Annotated in this window: 17 protein-coding genes and 2 pseudogenes; 5 read left to right on the top strand and 14 right to left on the bottom strand. The window is 68.4% G+C overall.

The annotated features are described in order from the left end of the window. Positions 1-137: 137 nt before the first annotated feature. The 7 genes from OHB12_RS00785 to OHB12_RS00815 form a co-directional block, all read right to left on the bottom strand. The gene (locus tag OHB12_RS00785) at positions 138-929 is read right to left on the bottom strand and encodes a M50 family metallopeptidase (protein WP_327115190.1); all 792 of its coding nucleotides are present in this window, start codon (positions 927-929) and stop codon (positions 138-140) included. Positions 930-1,225: 296 nt separating this feature from the next. Then, a complete protein-coding gene (locus OHB12_RS00790; RefSeq protein ID WP_327115192.1) occupies positions 1,226-2,902 on the bottom strand; it encodes a serine/threonine-protein kinase in 1,677 nt (558 codons plus the stop codon). Between the two features lie 87 nt (positions 2,903-2,989). Further along, the gene (locus OHB12_RS00795; protein WP_327115193.1) at positions 2,990-3,880 is read right to left on the bottom strand and encodes a bile acid:sodium symporter family protein; all 891 of its coding nucleotides are present in this window, start codon (positions 3,878-3,880) and stop codon (positions 2,990-2,992) included. Between the two features lie 85 nt (positions 3,881-3,965). After that, positions 3,966-5,018, bottom strand: a complete 1,053-nt coding sequence (locus tag OHB12_RS00800) for a Gfo/Idh/MocA family protein (protein ID WP_327115195.1) — start codon at positions 5,016-5,018, stop codon at positions 3,966-3,968. A gap of 9 nt (positions 5,019-5,027) precedes the next feature. Next, positions 5,028-5,204 (bottom strand): hypothetical protein, encoded by a 177-nt coding sequence (locus tag OHB12_RS00805; protein ID WP_327115197.1) that lies wholly within the window; start codon positions 5,202-5,204, stop codon positions 5,028-5,030. A 47-nt stretch (positions 5,205-5,251) separates the two neighbouring features. Further along, positions 5,252-5,923 (bottom strand): response regulator transcription factor, encoded by a 672-nt coding sequence (locus OHB12_RS00810; RefSeq protein WP_327115199.1) that lies wholly within the window; start codon positions 5,921-5,923, stop codon positions 5,252-5,254. Beyond that, the gene (locus OHB12_RS00815; RefSeq protein WP_327115201.1) at positions 5,905-7,593 is read right to left on the bottom strand and encodes a sensor histidine kinase; all 1,689 of its coding nucleotides are present in this window, start codon (positions 7,591-7,593) and stop codon (positions 5,905-5,907) included. Before OHB12_RS00815 ends, OHB12_RS00810 begins: the two co-directional genes overlap by 19 nt. Before the next feature lie 336 nt (positions 7,594-7,929). On the opposite strand from OHB12_RS00815, the gene OHB12_RS00820 reads away from it, so the two are divergent. The 4 genes from OHB12_RS00820 to OHB12_RS00835 all read left to right on the top strand — a co-directional run bounded on the left by OHB12_RS00820 (position 7,930) and on the right by OHB12_RS00835 (position 11,992). Further along, positions 7,930-8,736: an ABC transporter ATP-binding protein gene (locus tag OHB12_RS00820; protein ID WP_327115203.1), complete on the top strand. Its 807-nt coding sequence runs from the start codon at positions 7,930-7,932 to the stop codon at positions 8,734-8,736. Then, the gene (locus OHB12_RS00825) at positions 8,726-9,613 is read left to right on the top strand and encodes an ABC transporter permease (protein ID WP_327115205.1); all 888 of its coding nucleotides are present in this window, start codon (positions 8,726-8,728) and stop codon (positions 9,611-9,613) included. The genes OHB12_RS00820 and OHB12_RS00825 overlap by 11 nt, the downstream gene beginning before the upstream one ends. A 2-nt stretch (positions 9,614-9,615) precedes the next feature. Then, positions 9,616-10,668, top strand: a complete 1,053-nt coding sequence (locus OHB12_RS00830) for an ABC transporter substrate-binding protein (RefSeq protein ID WP_327115207.1) — start codon at positions 9,616-9,618, stop codon at positions 10,666-10,668. A 238-nt stretch (positions 10,669-10,906) separates the two neighbouring features. After that, positions 10,907-11,992: a GlxA family transcriptional regulator gene (locus tag OHB12_RS00835; RefSeq protein ID WP_327115209.1), complete on the top strand. Its 1,086-nt coding sequence runs from the start codon at positions 10,907-10,909 to the stop codon at positions 11,990-11,992. 64 nt (positions 11,993-12,056) lie between these two features. Here the strand turns inward: OHB12_RS00835 and OHB12_RS00840 are convergent, their stop codons facing one another. The 4 genes from OHB12_RS00840 to OHB12_RS00855 all read right to left on the bottom strand — a co-directional run bounded on the left by OHB12_RS00840 (position 12,057) and on the right by OHB12_RS00855 (position 15,536). Continuing rightward, positions 12,057-12,827: a siderophore-interacting protein gene (locus tag OHB12_RS00840; RefSeq protein WP_327115211.1), complete on the bottom strand. Its 771-nt coding sequence runs from the start codon at positions 12,825-12,827 to the stop codon at positions 12,057-12,059. A 168-nt stretch (positions 12,828-12,995) separates the two neighbouring features. After that, positions 12,996-13,988 carry an LLM class flavin-dependent oxidoreductase gene (locus OHB12_RS00845; protein ID WP_327115213.1) on the bottom strand — a complete coding sequence of 331 codons (993 nt, stop codon included), beginning with the start codon at positions 13,986-13,988 and terminating at the stop codon, positions 12,996-12,998. Positions 13,989-14,055: 67 nt separating this feature from the next. After that, entirely contained in the window at positions 14,056-15,243 is a 1,188-nt protein-coding gene (locus OHB12_RS00850; protein WP_327115214.1) for a serine hydrolase domain-containing protein, read from the bottom strand. Further along, positions 15,240-15,536: a hypothetical protein gene (locus tag OHB12_RS00855; RefSeq protein ID WP_327115216.1), complete on the bottom strand. Its 297-nt coding sequence runs from the start codon at positions 15,534-15,536 to the stop codon at positions 15,240-15,242. The genes OHB12_RS00850 and OHB12_RS00855 overlap by 4 nt, the downstream gene beginning before the upstream one ends. Before the next feature lies 1 nt (position 15,537). Here OHB12_RS00855 and OHB12_RS00860 point away from each other — a divergent pair, with 1 nt between their 5' ends. Then, complete coding sequence (locus tag OHB12_RS00860) at positions 15,538-16,971, top strand: amino acid permease (protein ID WP_327115218.1); 1,434 nt, start codon at positions 15,538-15,540, stop codon at positions 16,969-16,971. 75 nt (positions 16,972-17,046) lie between these two features. Here OHB12_RS00860 and OHB12_RS00865 read toward each other — a convergent pair whose 3' ends face one another. The 3 genes and pseudogenes from OHB12_RS00865 to OHB12_RS00875 form a co-directional block, all read right to left on the bottom strand. Then, complete coding sequence (locus OHB12_RS00865; RefSeq protein ID WP_442799924.1) at positions 17,047-17,412, bottom strand: DUF4345 family protein; 366 nt, start codon at positions 17,410-17,412, stop codon at positions 17,047-17,049. Between the two features lie 190 nt (positions 17,413-17,602). Next, positions 17,603-17,960 (bottom strand): annotated as a pseudogene (locus OHB12_RS00870) (DUF779 domain-containing protein). Then, positions 17,870-18,166 (bottom strand): annotated as a pseudogene (locus OHB12_RS00875) (aldehyde dehydrogenase family protein); the annotation flags it as partial. The pseudogenes OHB12_RS00870 and OHB12_RS00875, both read right to left, overlap by 91 nt. Between the last annotated feature and the right edge of the window lie 242 nt (positions 18,167-18,408).

An 18,408-nucleotide genomic window follows, 5' to 3' on the forward strand; every position in this document is an offset into this window, starting at 1 on the left:
CGATCCGCGCGTAGGCGCCCGCGGCGCCACAAACGGTGTGCGATCGGCGGTGTGTGATGTCGCTGCGGCGACGAACTACCCGTACTTCGCACCGCGCTCGGCATGCGAAGCGTGGTCCGCTCCGGTAGCGGCGACGGTCACCGCACGGGGCAGGTGCCGGAGGACAACTGCGGAAGGCAGAGTTCGGCGATGTCGGAGATAAGCAACCCCGCCCCGAGCAGCAGCGCGCCCACCGCGATCGCAACGAACACCACCACCCACAGCAGTCCGGGCAGATGGGTGAGCCGGGCGAGCTGGTCGGCATCGGAGTCGACGTCGTGGTGCCGGGATCGCTGCTGCCGTGAGCGCCCGCGCTGGAGTTCGACCACCGGTCGCGCCCCGGCGAACAACAGGAACCAGGCGCCCAGATACGCGAAACCGGCTTGCAGCGTGTCGGTTCCGAACCACGACACGACGAAGACGACCGCTCCGAGACCGAGGACAGTAATGCCGCCGTAGATGTTCCTGATCTTGATCAGCAGCGCGGCGAGCAGCGCTATGGCGGTCCAGAGCATCAGCGTGATCCGGCTCGAGCCGAGTAACGCCGCGAACCCCACACCGAGCAGCGGCGGTGCCGGGTAGCCCGCCATCGTGGTAAGGACCATCCCGAGGCCGTATGGTTTTCCGCTCGACACCGTCAGACCCGAAGTGTCCGAATGCAATCTGATGCTGTTGAGCCTGCGGCCGGTCAGCAGCGCGACCAGGGCGTGGCCACCTTCATGCGCGATGGTGACGATATTGCGGGTCAACCGCCAGATCGGGGTGTACACCACCAGCACGAGCGCGGCCACCGCGGCGGCGGCGACCAGCCACCACGGCGGCTGTGCTTGGGTTGTCGTCAGACGGTCGGCGATGGAGGCACCGCGCTCGACAAATTCGGCTCTATCCACCGCCGCACCTTAACCGCCATCGGAGGACCGCGCTCACGGCGTGCCTTCCTTGCGGCAACCAGCAGCCGAGACGGCGTCGTCGGCACGAATCGGCCTGAGTAGTCCGCCTCGGGTCGATCGATCGAGCCGTCACAGCTGTCGATGCTCATGCACAGCGGCGGTACGCTCCATGCGGGGAGACCAGTCGGGCAGCAGGCATCCATGCGCCCCGGCTCTAGTTCTCACTCCCGCTGAAGTACCGCGTGTGGCATTACCCGCCTGCGCGCGAGGGTCTCAGGATAGGGCGCACCGTCGCACTAACCCTTGCGCAGCACGCCTTCGATATTGCCGATGAGGCCGGAGGTGCTGTAGGACACCGAACCGTCAGGCAGCAACTTGACGGTCGAGGTGGACCCGTTGTCCAAGCAGTCGGCGGCGCCGCCGGAAAGCCGCGCGACCAAGCCGATCTCGGTCTTGGCGGCGCTGGTCAAGGTTTCGGCGCGTTCGCAGCGGCTCGCGGACACCTTGCCGGTGTTCGACGACGAGGCGACTTCTTCGCCGACTTTGCCGTCCCGGATGGTCAGCACGATGTCGAACGACGCAAAGCTGTCGCTGGCGACCCCTTTCCATTCGCCGACAAACGCTTTCGGCACCTTAGAGGAGGGAGAACCGCTGACCGTCCGTGTGCCCGTAGAATCCGTTACGGTTGACGGGGAGTAGCCATTGGTCGTCGCGCTGGAGCCGTTCGAGTCCTTGTTCCGCAGCTGGGTGCCGACAACGAACGAGGCAGCCGCGACCGCGATGCCGACTACGAGCGCCCCCGCGATCAACACGGCGCGGGCTGGGCGGCGTGGTGTCGACGCTGGTGCGGCAGATGATCCGAATGGAGCCGAACCTGGTTGCATGGGCTGATATGTCTGCTGTCCGCCGTGCTGGTGAGCAGACCCGGGCGGCGGGCCGGGTTGCCATCCCGGCGTCGGCCCCGACCTTCCGGCGTCGCCACCCTGCGGATATTGGTGGTGCGGTGGTGGCGTGGAGCGGACTACGGTATCGGCGGTTCGCGCGGGATCCGGCGGCCCGGGTGTCGGGGACTCGGCCCGGTCGACCGGGCCGGAGTCCAGGTCGAGCAGCTCGACCGCACGCCTGCTGACCTCCTCGAGCGCAGGGCCCGGGAGCCAGCCGCCGCGATCGGGAATGCCGAGCGCGGTCAGTTCGGCGAGCAGCTGGTCGAGGGTCGGGCGCGCCGCGACATCTTTGGTCAGGCAGGCTGCCAGCAGCGGCCGCAGCCGTTCCGGTACGTCATCGAGCTGCGGCTCCTCATACACCACCCGCCAGAGCAGCTGCACGGTCTCGCCGACGCCGAACGGCCCGTGGCCGGTCGCCGCGAATACCAACACCCCGCCGAGCGCGAAGATGTCTGCCGGCGAACCCACCGCATCGCCGGTCACCTGTTCCGGACACATGAACCCGGGTGAGCCGATGACCTTTCCGGTGGTGGTGAGCGCGCTGTCATCGACAGCGCGGGCGATGCCGAAATCGATCACCTTGGGACCATCGAGAGCGAGGAGGACATTCGACGGTTTGAGGTCGCGGTGCACCACGCCTGCCCCATGCACCGCTGTCAGTGCCTCGACCAGCCCGTGCGCCAGCACGAGTATCGAGTTCGCGGCAAACGGCCCGTATTTGTCGACCGCGTCGGCCAGCGAGAACCCGGCCACATAACCCGTGGCGAGCCACGGCGGATCGGCGTCCACGTCGGCGTCGAGCACCGGCGCGGTGAACCGGCCGCCGACCCGGCGTGCCGCGGTGACCTCGCGCCGGAAGCGCTCGCGGAATTCGGCATCGATCATGTCCGGTCGGATGACCTTGACCGCGACAGTGCGCCCGCCCGCGTTCCGTCCCAGGTAGACCCGGCCCATGCCGCCCGCGCCGAGCACGCCGAGCAGCCGGTAGTCGCCGATCCGCGTCGGATCGTTCGCACCGAGCGGTTGCATCGCGCAGCTGGCTCCCTTCGAATGGCGTCGAACATCCGAAAGGCTACTCACCGGGCCGGTTCGTGTCCGAATCGCCCGTAGCCGCCGTTAACCGGCCACGCTCGGCACCGGGGTAGGTAGGTCCCGCCGCGCCCGCTTGGCCAGCAGATACGCGGCGATGGCCGCGGGGATGTTCATCAGGACGCCGTACACCGCCCCTGGCACGGCCATGGTGTCGTTGCCAAGTACCGATGCGGCGACGGTGATCGCGATCGCCCCGTTGTGGACGCCGATCTCCATCGCCGAGGCGATCGCCTGGTCGGCGTCCACCTTGAACAACCGGGGTGCGAAGTAGCCGATGGTCAGGCTCACGACGGCGAACAGCAGACAGATCGAGGCCAGTGTGCCGATGTTCTCGGTGAGCGTGTCGAAGTTCTTGCCCACCGCGGCGGCGACCACCAGCGCGAGCACCACGATGGACAGGATCTTCACGGTGCCGCGCATCCGCTCCGACCACGGCGTGAACCGTCGGTGCACCCACATCCCGATCACGACCGGCACCAGCACGATGACGAAGACCTGGGCGAACTTGTCCGGTCGCAGCCCAAGCGATCCCTCGCCGTCCAGGAACAACGTGTGGGACAAGGCGACGACCAGCGGCATGGTGAACACCGCGAGCACCGAATTGATCGCGGTGAGCGTGATGTTCAGCGCCACGTTGCCCCCGGCGATGTGGCTGAACAGGTTGGCCGATGGTCCGCCGGGCGACGCGGCGAGCAGCATCATGCCGACCGCTAGCGCGCCGTCAAGGCCGAACAGGTAGATCAAGCCGAGGCAGCCCGCGGGCAACACGACCATCTGGCACACCAGCGCGATCACCGCGGCCTTCGGAAACCGCAGCACCCGCGCGAAATCGTCCAGTGTCAGGGTCAATCCGAGCCCGAACATCACCAAGGCGAGGGCCAGCGGTAGAAGCACCGCGAAAATCGTTGAACCCATTCGGATCTCCTCTCCACCGAGTGGTCGACGCGATGCGGTCGACACCGGGTGTCGACGTTATCGAGTCGCGGTGGAGGCGGCCAGGTCAGGCGGTCACGGTCACACCCGTGTCCGCCGATTCCCGCGCCTTGGCCAGCAGACGCAGTGTGGTGACGGCGTCGCGCGGGTCGACCGGAACGGGCGCGCCGTCGAGAAGCGCCGCGGCCATCGCGGAGTAGAACGCGGTGTAATCGCCCGGGGCGGTCGGTGTCGGCACAGTGTCCGGTTCGGCGCCCAGCAGCCCCCAATGTTCGGGCTCGACTGTGCCCCATGGCGCGCCGTCGCCGGGGCGGCGGCCGGACCGCAACGCGTCCTCCTGCGGGTCGAGTCCATAGCTGACGTACCCGGACTCGGAGCCGAGCACCCGGAAACGCGGGCCGAGTTGGGGCGTCACGGCGCTCATCCACAGGTGCGAGCGGACGCCGGAAGTATGGGTGAGCGCGACGAAGGCATCGTCGTCGGCGCGCATACCCTCGCGTCGCCGATCCAGTTCGCAATACACCGAGTGCACCGGGCCGAACAGCGTCACGGCCTGGTCGACCAGATGGCTGCCGAGGTCCAGGAGGATACCCGCGCCGTCCTCGTCGGAGCCGACCTCGCGCCAGCCGCCCGTCGACACCGGCCGCCAGCGTTCGAACCGCGACTCGAAGCGTCGTACCCGGCCGAGCTTCCCGGTCTCGACGAGCTCGCGCACGGTCTGGAAGTCACCATCCCAGCGCCGGTTCTGGAAGACCGACAGCGCGAGGCCGGACCGCTCGGCCTGCGCGACCACGGCCTCGGCGTCGGCCACCGAGACCGCGAACGGCTTGTCGACCACTACCGGCAGTCCCGCGTCGAGCGCTTGCGCGGCCAGCGGCGCGTGCGAGCGGTTGGGCGTGGCGACCACGACGAGATCGAGCCCCGCTGGTTCGGCGAAAAGATCGTCGGCGTGCGACACCACACGCACTCCCGGGTGTTCGCGCCGCGCCTGTTCCGCGCGCTCCGCGGACGACGTGACCACCGCGGCCACCCGCATCCGGGGCTCGGCCGCGATGAATGGAGCATGGAAAATCGACCCGGCCAAGCCGTATCCGACAACGGCGACCTCGAGGCTGCGCATACCCTGACGCTACCGCGACCGGACCCGCCGCGCCCGCCGAGATTCGGCCCGGACCACCGACGAGACCTGCAACTCGCGGAAGGCGACCGCGCGCCCGTCGCGCAGCTCCCACAGCACGCGCAGCGCACTCGCGATCCACGAGGAGCTCTTCGGGACGCGGCGCGCGCCCCGTACGAGCCGTGGCACGGCGGTTCCCGTCGGTCGCCGATCGCCTGTGAACGGTCCGCGGCGACTCACCGCTGGGGCGCCGCGGAGTACTCCTGCTCGGGGCGGCCGGTGCTGCCGTAGCGCAGGCCCATGCGCACGGCGCCGCTGGTGACGAGGGTGGCCAGATAGCGCTGCGCGGTGGCGCGTGAGATGCCGATGGCGGTGGCAACCTCGCCCGCGGACAAGGGTACGCCCGCATCGACAATGGATTGCAGGACAAGGTCTTTGGTGGGTGAGCCGACCGCGGCCGGGGTGCTGGCGGCGGCCGCGGGCCGCAGGGCATGGAGCGCGGCGGACACCCGAGCGTTGTCGACCTGCGGCACCGCAAGGATGCGGCGGTAGCGGGCGTAGGCGGCCAGCCGGGCGGCCAGGTCGGTATGCGGGAACGGTTTCACGAGGTAGGCCAGTGCGCCCGCCGCGATGGCCGCCCGCACGGTGTCGCTCTCGGTGGACGCGGTGAGAATCATGGCGTCGCACAAGATCTCGCGAACGAAGTCGATGCCGGAACCGTCCGGAAGGTAGACGTCGACCAGCGCGAGATCGATCGGCCCCGCCGCGACGAGTTCCCGCGCGGTGGCGAGGGTGTTGGCCGTGCCCGCGATGGTGAAACCCGCGATGGAGTCGACGATTCCGGCATGCAGATTCGCCACCCGGAAGTCATCGTCGACGACGAGAACATTCAGATCTGCTGCGGCCATGGCACCTCGCTGTCGACGAGCACTCCGGGCATGCGAGCGATGAACTCGGCGCCGGTGAGCGGTGGTTCGCCGCCACCAGCGCTGGACAGGCGCACGTCGCCGCCGTGAGCGCGCGCGATCTGGCGGATCAGGGCCAGGCCGACACCACGTCCACCAGGGACACCGTGGTCCTCCCTGGTCGAGGTCCCCTCGGTGAAGAGTGAATCGACCAGCTCGGGGGCGACACCGTCACCGCTGTCGGCGACGGTGATGTGCAATGTCGAATCCTCCTGTACCAATTCGACTTCCACCTGCGGCACCGGACGGTCGGAGGCGCGGACCGCCTCTATCGCGTTGTCGAGTAGGTTGCCGAGGACTGTCGTCACGTCCACGGGATCGGCGAGGCTGCCCTCCACCCAGGTGTTCGGACCGAGCACGAGTTCGACGCCGCTCTCCCTGGCGTGCGCGGCTTTGGCGGCCAGGAACGCCTGGAGGTAGGCGTCGTGAATGGCGTCGATGCCCGGTGTCGCGGCGCCGAGCGGTCCAGCGCCGATCAGCTCGTCGATCGATCGCGACGCCTCATCGACGCGTCCGCTGTGCAGCAGGCCGCTGATCAGATGCATCTTGTTGGAGAACTCGTGCCGCTGCGCGCGCAGCACCGTGCTCATCGACTGCACGGCGTCGAGTTGCCTGGTCAGCGACTCCACGTCGGTGCGGTCGCGCACGGTGAGCACCGCGCCGAGATTGCGCCCGTCGCGGCTGACCCGCCGCGCGGAGACGACGACGATATGCGAACCAACCGTCGCCGAAGCGGGTTGTTCGTCCAGGCCGCGAAACACTTCCAGGACGCGGGGGGTCAAGCCGACCTCGTCCACCGGTCGCCCGATGTCCGGTCCGATGCCGAGCAGCCTGCGCGCCTCGTCGTTGACGAACGTCGTACGCCAGGACGAATCCACGGCGAGCACCCCGCGGCCGATGCCGTGCAGCACCGCGGCCTGGCCGCGCACGAGCTCGGCGAGTTCGCCCGGCTCGAGCCCGAGCGTCAGCCCGCGCCAGCGCCGGGCGAGCAGGATCGAACCGGCGATGCCGACCAGCAGCGCGGCACCGACCAGCATGCCCGCGGTGCGCAGATCGTCCAGCAACTGATCGTGCACCGCGTCGGTAGCGATGCCGACACTCACCGCGCCCACGATACGCCCCGAATCAGGTTCCAGCACAGGAACTTTCGCCCGCACCGAGTCGCCGAGTGTGCCGCGTTCCTCATCGATCACCTCCCGGCCGGCGAGCGCTTCGGACGGGTCGGTGCTGACGTGCTCGGTGAGCCGGGTCTGGTCCGGATGCGCGAGGCGGATGCCCGCATCGTCGGTGATCACCACGAACAGCGCCTCGTTCCGCTGCGTCGCGTCGACCGCGATCCGCTCCAGCGGACCCGCGGCGAGCTCCCTGTGCAGGTCCGGGTCGGCGGTAACCACGCCGGGCGCGTACCTGCTCACCTCACCGCGCACCACCGGGTCGGCCGCGACGGTGCGGGCGATGGCCAGCGCGCGCTGCCCGTAGGCGTCGCGCAGCCGCTGATCGGTGAGGTAGCCGAACACCGCGAACGCGACACCGAGCGTCAGCGTGACGACCACGATCTGCAACAGCAGAACCTGGGTCCGCAACCGCACGGCCCGTACGCGCTCAGTGGCCATGGCCGCAGCATAGGCGGCTGTCCGCCTTCGCTCGACCCGGCGCGGTCTGGGGCGGACTCCGTCCGGCTGCGCCTGTTGTGCGGCGTCTCGCCTTCGCTCGACCTGGCGCGGTCTGGGGCGGACTCCGTCCGGCTGCGCCTGTTGTGCGGCGTCTCGCCTTCGCTCGGTCCGGCGCGGTTTGGGGCGGACGAAGCCCGTCGGACCACTCCACGCGGCGTGAGCAGAATGCGCAAAACCTGCGAATCCCGTGTTTGTGGCGGTTGTGCGCACAAGCTCCGAAGTGTGACCCGAGACACGTACGTTCGCCCTATCCCGATCTCGCAGGAGTAGGAAGCAATGATAGAACCACTGATCGAGCTGCGGAGTGCGACGAAGCGCTTCCCCGGCACCGGCGGCGGCATCCACACCGCCGTGCGGAACCTGAACCTGGAGGTGCGCCCCGGCGAATTCGTCGCCGTCGTCGGCCCGACCGGGTGCGGCAAGTCCACCACGCTCTCCCTGGTGTCCGGCCTGGAACCGGCCTCGGCCGGACAGACGCTGGTGTATGGCAAGGACGTGCACGGCATCCCCGACGGCATCGGCTACATGTTCCAGCAGGACGCGGTGCTGCCGTGGAAGAGCGTGCTGGACAACGTCGCGCTCGGCCCGCGCCTGCGTGGCGCGTCGAAATCCGAGGCGCGGGCGAAGGCGTCGGCGTGGGTGCGAAAGGTGGGCTTGGCCGGGTTCGAGGGCTACTACCCGCACCAGCTTTCCGGCGGCATGCGCAAGCGTGTCGCGCTGGCTCAGACACTGGTCAATGGTCCAAAAATCCTGTTGATGGACGAGCCGTTCAGCGCGCTGGACGTGCAGACCCGCCAGCTCATGCAGGACGAGCTCTTGCGGGTCTGGGCGGGTACCGGCGCCGCGGTCATCTTCGTCACCCACGACTTGGAGGAGGCGATCGTGCTCGCCGACCGGGTGGTCGTCATGACCGCGAGCCCGGCCACCGTCTGCGGCGACTTCACCGTGGGGCTCGAGCGGCCGCGCAGCGTCGAGGACGTGCGACTGACCACCGAGTTCCGCGACATCTACAAAGAAATCTGGGAAACGCTGCGCGACCAGGTCGAGGCGGCTCGAGCGAAGGGAGCCTCCCGTGTCGCATGACGTGCTGGACAAGAACGGGCCCGCCATCCCGGTGGTGGAGAGCGAGACCGAGGAGCAGATCCTCGCCAGGGTGCGGACCAACGCCCGGCGTGCCCGCGTCCGGACCTGGGGCCTGCGCGCCGTGCTGGTGGCGCTGTGGCTCGGGGCGTGGGAGCTCACCGCGTCGGTGTGGATCGATCCCTTCTTCTACTCCAAGCCCTCGCTGATCTGGGCGCGTCTGGTCGAATGGTTCACCGAGGGAACTCAGTTCGGCTCGATCTGGCTGCAGATCTACACCACCGTGCAGGAGGCGGTGCTCGGTTTCGCGATCGGCACGGTGGCGGGCGTCGTGCTCGGTGTGCTGCTCGGCCGCAGCCGGTACTGGGCCGATGTGCTCGCGCCGTTCATCAAGGCGCTCAATGCCGTTCCGCGCATCGTGCTCGCTTCGCTGTTCATCATCTGGTTCGGTCTCGGACTGAGCTCGAAGGTCGCGACCGTTGTGGTGCTGGTGTTCTTCGCGGTCTTCTTCAACGCGTTCACCGGTGCGCGCGAGGTGGACGGCAATGTCATCAACAACGCCCGCATCCTCGGCGCGAGCCGGAGACAGGTGCTGGCGTCCATTGTGCTGCCGAGTGCCACCACCTGGATTCTGTCCAGTCTGCACACCGCCTTCGGCTTCGCCCTGATCGGCGCGGTCGTGGGCGAATACGCAGGTGCCAGCAAGGGTTTGGGCCTGCTGATCAGCAACGCCCAGGGCACCTTCGACTCGGCAGGCATCTACGCGGGCATGATCATCATCACGGTGATCGCGCTGATCGCCGAGTGGGCGATCGGCATGGCGGAGAACCGGCTGCTGAAATGGCGTCCGTCGCAGGCGACCTCGAACCACGGGATCTGACCATGAGCTACCGCAAGCATCTGGCGCTCGTCGTCGTCGCGGTCGCGGCACTGCTGCTGGCCACGGGATGCCGGGACTCCCGCAGCATTCCGATGTCCGACGGCCGACCGCAGATCACCATTATGGTCGGCGGGCTGGAGAAGGTGATCTACCTGCCTGCCATGCTCACCCAGCAGCTCGGCTTCTTCGAACGCAACGACATCGATGTGAAGCTGCTCGGCGAGCAGTCCGGCGCCACCGCCGAAACCGCGCTGCTCACCGGCGACGTGCAGGGCGTGGTCGGGTTCTACGACCACACCATCGATCTGCAGGCCAAGGACCAGTGCATCCGCTCGGTGGTGCAGCTGTCCGACGTACCTGGCGAGGTCGAGTTGGTGTCGGCGGCGGACGCGGCGTCCATCACCTCGGTGGCCGATCTGCGCGGCAAGAAGCTGGGCGTGACCTCGCTCGGTTCCTCGACCGACTTCCTCACCCAGGCGCTCACCGGCCAGGAGGGCATGTCCACCGCCGACTACACGCGCGTGAAAGTCGGTGCGGGACAGACGTTCATCGCGGGCATGAACCACGACGGCATCGACGCGGGCATGACCACCGACCCGACCGTCGCGCAGATGCTGAACTCCGGCGAGGCGCGAATCCTGGTCGACATGCGCACCGAAGAGGGCACCAGGGCGGCGCTCGGCGGGCTGTATCCGGCGTCCTCGCTGTACATGAACTGCGCGACGATCGATGCCCATCCGGACATCATCGGCAAGCTCGCCGCGGCGTTCGTGCAGACGTTGCAGTGGATCAAGGCGCACACGCCGGAGGAGATCGCGGCGAAGATGCCGTCGCAGTACGCCAGTGCGGGCAAGGACCTCTACGTCCAGTCGATTCGTGACTCGATCGGCATGTTCAACGGCGACGGTCTGATGAAACCCGAAGGCGCGCAAAACGTTCTGGACATTCTCGGCAAATACTCGAAGAACGTGCGACCCGTGCGCGATCGCATCGACCTGTCCGAGACATACACCACGAAGTTCGTGGAGGACGCGTTGCGCGTGCCGCAGCAGTAGCGCGCGTCGTTCCGGATATCCGGCGAGCCGCCCGAGGGCCACTACGGCGCTCGGGCGGCTCGCCGCGGTCGAAGCCGGCGGCGCGATCGGTGCGCCGTCGAATGCTCGCCGACTCCGCGCGCTGCCCGACATGCCCACCCTGATCCATCGCCCGAGGGTCGAGCCGCCATTCGGCCTGTCCGGATCTGTGGGGTGTATGTCCTTGCCGACATGCCCTCGTGGGCTCGAGACTGGGTTCATGAAGGCAAGCGATGACGTCGTGGTGGCGGTATCGGACGGTGTGCTGATGCTCGACGTCGCCGGACCCGTCCAGGTGCTGCACTGGGCAGGGCACCGGATCCGATTCGCCTCGCCCGACGGTGCGCCGGTGCGCACCGACGTGAGGGTGCCGCTCGGCGTCGACGGCGCGCTCGGCGACGTGGGTGGCTCGGTCGAAACCTTGGTGGTGCCGGGATATTCGCCGGAGGACCGCGTTCCGGCCGCGCTCGTGGACGCGGTGCGGACGGTCGGCGGTGCGTCCCGCCGGGTGGCGTCGGTGTGCACCGGCGCGTTCGTGCTCGCCGAAGCGGGTCTGCTCGACGGACGGCGTGCCACCACACACTGGCTGGCATGTGCTGAACTGGCACAGCGGTTCCCGCGCGTTCGAGTCGACGCCGATGCCATCTACCTGCGGGATGGGCCGATCATCACCTCCGCGGGCGTCACCGCGGGCATCGACATGGCGCTGGCCCTCGTGGAGGAGGAGCACGGCGCCGAGCTCGCCCGCACGCTGGCCAAGCACCTCGTCGTGTTCCTGCATCGGCCCGGCGGGCAGTCGCAGTTCAGCGTGCGCACGAGCATCGCGACACCGCGCACCGACGGGCTGCGTCGAGTGGTGGACGCGGTGGTCGAGAACCTGTCCGCGGATCACAGCCTTGCCGCGATGGCCGCTCGCGGCGCGCTCAGCGAGCGCCACCTGAGCAGGTTGTTTCGGCAGGAGATCGGCATGACTCCTGGGCAGTACGTCAAGCAGGTGCGGCTCGAGGCCGCGCAGGCGCTGCTCGAATCCGGCGACGAGCCGATGGCGGCCGTGGCCCGCCACAGCGGGTTCGGCTCGGAGGAGACGATGCGCCGCACCTTCCTCGAATTGCTCGGCACCACGCCGAGCGACTATCGCAGGCGATTCCGCGCGCCGACGACATCGAAGCTCAGGCGCTGGCCGATAGGCGCAAGGCTCCACCGGGGAGCCTGGCCGGTGAGATCCTGCGCCAACGCCACCCCGAGCTGCCCTCGCTCACCTGGGACGCCATCCTGGCATCGAGCGGCTGGGGCGACTGACCGGTGAATAATGCTGGGCGGCAACGTCTTCGGGTGTTCACAGCCTTCAAGGGTGCCTCGCGTCGCGTGGCTCAGGTGTTGGCCGAGGCGGCCGCCGCGGACTCTGTCGTGTTGAGTTCGGCCTTCCACTGCCGGAAGCCCTCCTCGGTGCGACCGAGGCGCCAATAGCCGGAAATCGACGCGGCCCATTCGGCGGGCACGCCGTGTTCCCTGCGCACGTAGCGGCGCAGATCGTGCATGACGGCCTGTGCCTCGCCGTGGATGAAGACCTGGACCTGCCCCGGCGCCCACGGCGCCTGGCGGACGGTCTCCGCGAGCAGTTCGCCCGGCGGGCGGAGGCCGCGGTGCAGCCAGGTGAGCTCGACGCCGTCCGGCTTCTTCAGCGGCAGCTCGTCATCGGGGCCCGCGACCTCGACGAACGCGAGCCCGGCCGCGTCGGCATCCATCGCCTCCATGGCGGTCGCGATGGCGGGCAGCGCCGCCTCGTCACCGGCCAACAGGTGCCAGTCGGCGTCCGAGCGCGGGGAGTAGGCGCCGCCTGGGCCGTAGAGGTCGATGGTCTCGCCCGGCTGTACCGAGGCCGCCCACGGTCCCGCGATCCCCTCCGCGCCGTGGAAGACGAAATCCGCGGCGATCTCCCCGGCGGCCTGGTCCACCGAGCGAACGGTGTAGGTGCGCACCACCTCGCTCCCGTCACGCGGGAAGATGAATTTCACGTACGAGTCGGTGAACTCGCTGGGCTGGTACGTGGCGAAACCGGGGCCGCCGAGGTGGACGCGGATCAGGTGCGGGGTCAGCCATTCGGTGCGTTGCACCGTGAGGGTGGTGCGGGGTCGTGCCATAGGGAACCTCCGACAGTTCGTAGTAATTAGGATTACCTTACTCAGGTTACCTGCGTTTCGGCTCAGGCCGCGGACTCGATCAGGCTCGCGTCGGCGGCCGACCTCAACGGCAGGCACCGGCTGCGCGATTCGCTGACCGATCACGGCTTCCGACTGCACTGAAGCGGGTCAGGCCGCGACCTTCTCCTTGATCAATTCGAACGAGCGGACGCGGTCGTCGATGTTGTAGACGAGCGTGTTGATCATCAGCTCGTCGGCGTCGGTGCGCCGCAGCAGGTCGTCGAGCTGAGCGCGCACGGTCTGCGGCGAGCCGAGCAATTGTCCGGCCCTGCGCTGCTCGATGAACGCGCGCTCGCGCTCGGAAGGCCGGAACGCGGCCGCCTCCTCCTGGCTCGCCAGCGCCTGCGGCCTGCCGCTCACCAGGTTCAGGAAGGCGAGGTCGCGGGGCACGGCGAGGGTTTCGGCGCGCTCGTCGGTGTCGGCGCAGATCGCGGCGACCGCGACCATCGCGTGCGGGCGCTCCAGCTGTGCCGACGGCCGGAAGTGCTCGCGGTAGAGCGCCAGCGCGGACTCGGTGTTGGCCGGGCTGATGTGGTGGGCGAAGGCGAACGGCAGGCCGAGCACCGCGGCGACCTGGGCGCTGTAGCCGCTGGAGCCGAGCAGCCAGACCTCAGGCTCCTCGCCACGACCGGGCGTCGCGGCGATGCCACCGGGATCGGGGCCGCGGAAGTAGCCGAGTAAGGCCGCCAGTTCCCGGGGGAACGACGCCGCCGACAGTCCGTCCTCGGTCCGGCGCAGCGCGCGGGCGGTCGCCTGGTCGGTGCCTGGCGCCCGCCCGATGCCCAGGTCGACCCGTCCAGGATGCAGCGCGTGCAGGGTGCCGAACTGTTCGGCGACCACCAGCGGCGCGTGGTTGGGCAGCATCACCCCGCCGGAACCCACCCGGATGGTCGTGGTGGCGGCCGCCAGGTGGGCGAGCAGCACGCTCGGCGCCGAGCTGGCGATACCCGGCATGTTGTGGTGTTCGGCGACCCAGAAGCGGTGATAGCCCACCGCCTCGGTACGCCGCGCCAATTCGGTGGTCGCGTCGAGCCCCTCGCCGACGGTGCGGCCGGATTGCACCGGCGCGAGATCCAGTACGGACAGCGGGACGTCGATCATGAGTCTCCTCCAAGGTGCGATCGCCAGTCCCAACACTCGGTGAGCCCGGCGTATTTCGCGCGCCGCCTCAGCGCCGTGCGATCGCACGGAACACGTCGACGGTCTCCTGCTCGTCCTGGGTGGTCCCGTGATCGCTGAGTTTCACGATGACCGTGCCGCTCGGCGGGTCGACGTAGATGTACTGCCCATAGACCCCCACTGCCGAGATGTCCTGGCCGCTTCCGCCCGTGGGGTGCCACCACTGCGCCCCATAGCGCCAGTCGCCGACCTGGTGCGGCGCCGGGATGCGGATGCGCTCGAGCCACGCGGGCGGCACGATCTGCGCGTCGCCGACCCGCCCGCCGTCCAGCACCAGCCTGCCGATCTTGGCGAAGTCGCGGGCGGTGGCGTCGAGGCAGCAGAACGCTTTCTCCTGTCCGCCCGCGCGGTCGAGGTTCCACAGCGCGTCGTCCTGCGCGCCGATCGGACCCCAGATGTCGCGCTGCAACAGTTCGCTCAGCGGTAGCCCCTCGACCTTCGCCAGCGCCATGCCGAGTAGCTGGGTGTCCACACTGCGGTACTCGCCCTCGCTCCCGGGGATGAACCGCAGGCCGCGATGCGCGTGGACGAAGCCGGCCAGATCCTCGGTGAGGTACATCCGGGCGGTCCCGGTCAGCGGCATGTACTTGTTGTAGTTCTCCGAGACGTCGACGCCGGAGGTCATGTCGAGCAGGTCTCGGATGGTGACGGTGTCGTATTCGCCGCCGGTGGTCAGCTCCGGCAGGATCTCCACCAGTCGATCGTCCTCGCGCAGCTTCCCCGCGTCGACGGCCCGGCCGGTCAGCAGCGACACGACCGACTTCGCCACCGACCATGAGGACTGGCGCGACGTCGCCTCGACGCCGTCGCGGTACCACTCGTGGGTCAGCGCGCCGCCGCGCAGAACCAGGAACGAGTTGGTGTGCGTGGTGTCGAGGAACTGTGCGACCGAAACCCGCGAACCGCGCCACGGAACCGTGTCCGGCAGCGGCTCGGTCCCGACGGGCAGCGGGCGTGGGGTGGGGGAGGCGGCCACGGTCCGGCTCGTGAACAGTTCGCCCTGGATGGAAGGCGGAGTCGTCATGAGCCGCAGCAGCGTCGGCGGCGAGGGGATATGCAGCACTGTTGTCGCCGCGAACGCCGCGCCGATCAGGACGACGATGACCGCGCCGAGGGCGACCACTGCGCGAAGTGCGTAGTGGCGTCGTCGCGGCCGCTGGGTGGGCTGTTCGGTCATGAGCGGCGCTCGACCCGCATGGCCCGCACCGGTGTGCTGATCATTCGCCGTAGCCCATCCTCGCCGAAGCCATCAGTGATGACACCGATGATGGCATGGTGGACGGTTGGTCGGGAAGGCTTCGCCAGGCCCGGCGTTCGGCCGGGAGCATCGGGCAGTGCGGCGGGCGCGTGGCGGCGCGGGCCGGTAGCGTGACCGTGATCGATGCCGAACAGGCGACGATCCGACGCCATGTGGTCGGCGCACCGAGCGACGATCCCGGCGTCCCTGCTGTAAGAGGGGAAGGACCGCACGATGACAGCCTCCGACCGTCAACTCCAGGACACGGGGCCGCTGAGCTCGGCGGACTCCGGCGACTCGGAAGGCTACGCACGGGGGCTGAGTCCGCGCACCATCCAGATGATCGCCATCGGTGGCGCGATCGGCACCGGCTTGTTCTACGGCGCGGGTGGCGCGATCGAGCAGGCCGGACCCGGACTGATCTTGGCTTATCTGGCCGCGGGTGTAGTCATCTTCGTGATCATGCGGGCGCTCGGAGAGCTGTTGACCTATCGCCCCGTCTCGGGCAGCTTCGCCGAGTACGCGCACGAATTCCTGGGCCGCTTCGCCGGATTCGTGACCGGCTGGTCGTATTGGGCCGTGTGGGTTGCCACCTGCATGGCCGAGATCACCGTGGCGGGCAAGTATGTGCAGTACTGGTTCGACATCGAACCGTGGATCACCGCGCTGGTCGTGCTCGCGGTGATGTTCGGCGCGAACCTGATCTCGGTGCGGCTGTTCGGCGAGGGCGAGTTCTGGTTCTCCACCATCAAGGTCACCGCGATCGTCGGCATGATCCTGCTCGGCATCGGCGTGCTGCTGTTCGGTTTCGGCCATGCCGCCGACCCGACCGTCACGAACCTGTGGGCCGTGGGCGGCGTGTTCCCCAACGGCATCGGACAGTCACTGCTGGTGCTGCAGATCGTGTTGTTCGCCTATGTCGGTGTCGAGTTGGTCGGCGTCACGGCCGGGGAGGCTCGGGAACCGCGCAAGACCCTGCGCAAGGCGATCAACACGCTGCCGATGCGCATCGGCCTGTTCTACGTCGGTGCGCTCGTGGTGATCATGTCGGTGTCCAGTTGGCGCAACTTCCACGCGGGCAAGAGTCCGTTCGTGGAGGTTTTCGAGCAGATCGGCATTCCCGGAGCGGCGGGCATCATCAACTTCGTGCTGCTCACCGCGGCGCTGTCGTCCTGCAACTCGGGCATCTACTCGACCGGCCGCATGCTGCGCACTCTGTCGCTGCACGGCGAGGCGCCTGGCCGGCTGAACAAACTGAGCGCGAACGCGGTGCCTTACGCCGGGATCACCGCGTCGGCGGCTGCGATGGTGATCGGCGTGATCGTCAATATCATCTCCCCGGACAAGGCGTTCGCCTACATCACCTCGGTGTCGACCATCGGCATCATCTTCGTCTGGGGCATCATCCTGGTCTGCCACCTGCTTTATCGGGCCAAGGTCGCGCGTGGTGAACTCCCCGCGAGCGACTACCGGCTGCCTGCCGCGCCCTACACCACCGTGCTGGCGTTGGCCTTCCTCGGTCTGGTGGTCGTGCTGCTTTTCTTCACCGACAGCGGGCGGACGGCGCTCGCGGTCGGCGTGGTGTGGGCGGCGTTGGTGTCGGCTGGCTACCTGGCGCTGAACAAGCTCGGAAAGTCCAGCGCAGCAACTGATTCTGTGGACCGCTAGCCGGAGGGTTCAATCGCAGAGAACCGCGAGGCACTGCGGTGGTGGCTGCATGTTTTGTCCACCTCGCCTGCGCCGCTACGCCGTGAGGAACAGCGCGGTGGCCGCGATCGCCTCCACCGCGCAATAGAACCAATTGGGGTAGAAGGCCGTTCGTTCGTCGAGTGCCGCGGACAGCACCCGACCCACCGCCATACCCGCCAGCGCAGCGCCGACGGTGACCATGATCCCGGCGCGCAGCGATCCGACATCCAGTGCCGCTACGGCGAGCACGGCCGCCATTGCGAGGCCGAAGCCGCCGTAGACGGCGCGCACCTCGTAGCGTGCGCTCGGTGCGGTGAGCTGAATGCCGAACGGCTGGATCAGCACGGTCGGCGCGATCAGCGCATAGGCGCCCATCGCCAGAAAGAACGCCCCGATGATCACGCACATGCCGAGAGCCACTGTTTCCTCCAAGTCCAGGTTCGGTCAGGAGCCTCAGCATGCGCCGGATTCCGGTGTCGCCACTTCCGAAAACCAGCTGTCTGTGCCACCGCCGTGGGTGAAAGGTGGGCTGCTCACCGAGGCGGCATTCGGTGAGCAGCCCTGTCGGTGCACCGCCGGTGCCGTATCCGGCAGTCCGCCGGTGCGCCGTTCAACGGGGCGGATCCGCCCTGGTTCGTGGTGGCGGCTCCGCGTCGAGGTAGGCCATCTCCTCGTCGGTGAGCAGGCGGGAACGGATCAGGAAGCGCACCCCTTCGGGCGCTTCGAGGGAAAAATCCGCTGCCCCGTCCCGGCACCACGTCGACGGTGAGGTGGGTGTGGCGCCAGTACTCGTACTGGTCGGCGCTCATCCAGAACGGGGTGTCCGTACCGAGGTGGCCGAGCAGCACGTCCGATGCGCCCACCCGGAACTCGCCGCGGCGACCGCCAGAGCCTCGAGGTTCGCCTCGATCCGGTCGGCGATCTTGTTGAGGATGTTGGCACGCTCGGTGGCCGACGTGCGTCCCCACCCGTCGGACGCCCGGTGCGCGGCATCGAGAGCGAGATCGACATCGGCCGCCGACGATCGCGCCACCGCACAGAACGTCGCTCCGTCCACCAGGGAAGGATTCTCGAAGTAACGGCCCTCGACCGGGGCGGTCCATTCGCCGCCGATGAAATTCTCGTAGCGCGTGGCGCATTCGACGACGCTGCCTTCGGTTCCCGGCTTTGCGTAGCGGGGTTGGTGACGAACACCGCCTCGGCGACGTCGCCGCCGACCTCGCGCTCGATGCGGGGGCGCAGCCCGTGCGAACCGGCGAGTCTCGAGATGCCGGATCTCGGCCCACCCATTTCGGCTGGACGACTTTCCCGAAGCAATCATTCTGCAAATTCGACGGAAAACGTTGGCGCGCCGGCACTGATCTCGTGTGCGAATTCCGTGTGCACTTCGGCGACCTCATTCGATGCGTTCACTGG

It is taken from the genome of Nocardia sp. NBC_01730 (genome assembly GCF_035920445.1).
Taxonomy (GTDB): domain Bacteria; phylum Actinomycetota; class Actinomycetes; order Mycobacteriales; family Mycobacteriaceae; genus Nocardia.

Coding starts and splice junctions, on each gene's coding strand:
- OHB12_RS00790 (WP_327115192.1), bottom strand. CDS start 2,902: ATGCAACCGCTCGGTGCGAACGATCCGACGCGGATCGGCGACTACCGG.
- OHB12_RS00795 (WP_327115193.1), bottom strand. CDS start 3,880: ATGGGTTCAACGATTTTCGCGGTGCTTCTACCGCTGGCCCTCGCCTTG.
- OHB12_RS00800 (WP_327115195.1), bottom strand. CDS start 5,018: ATGCGCAGCCTCGAGGTCGCCGTTGTCGGATACGGCTTGGCCGGGTCG.
- OHB12_RS00810 (WP_327115199.1), bottom strand. CDS start 5,923: ATGGCCGCAGCAGATCTGAATGTTCTCGTCGTCGACGATGACTTCCGG.
- OHB12_RS00815 (WP_327115201.1), bottom strand. CDS start 7,593: ATGGCCACTGAGCGCGTACGGGCCGTGCGGTTGCGGACCCAGGTTCTG.
- OHB12_RS00820 (WP_327115203.1), top strand. CDS start 7,930: ATGATAGAACCACTGATCGAGCTGCGGAGTGCGACGAAGCGCTTCCCC.
- OHB12_RS00830 (WP_327115207.1), top strand. CDS start 9,616: ATGAGCTACCGCAAGCATCTGGCGCTCGTCGTCGTCGCGGTCGCGGCA.
- OHB12_RS00835 (WP_327115209.1), top strand. CDS start 10,907: ATGAAGGCAAGCGATGACGTCGTGGTGGCGGTATCGGACGGTGTGCTG.
- OHB12_RS00840 (WP_327115211.1), bottom strand. CDS start 12,827: ATGGCACGACCCCGCACCACCCTCACGGTGCAACGCACCGAATGGCTG.
- OHB12_RS00845 (WP_327115213.1), bottom strand. CDS start 13,988: ATGATCGACGTCCCGCTGTCCGTACTGGATCTCGCGCCGGTGCAATCC.
- OHB12_RS00850 (WP_327115214.1), bottom strand. CDS start 15,243: ATGACCGAACAGCCCACCCAGCGGCCGCGACGACGCCACTACGCACTT.
- OHB12_RS00860 (WP_327115218.1), top strand. CDS start 15,538: ATGACAGCCTCCGACCGTCAACTCCAGGACACGGGGCCGCTGAGCTCG.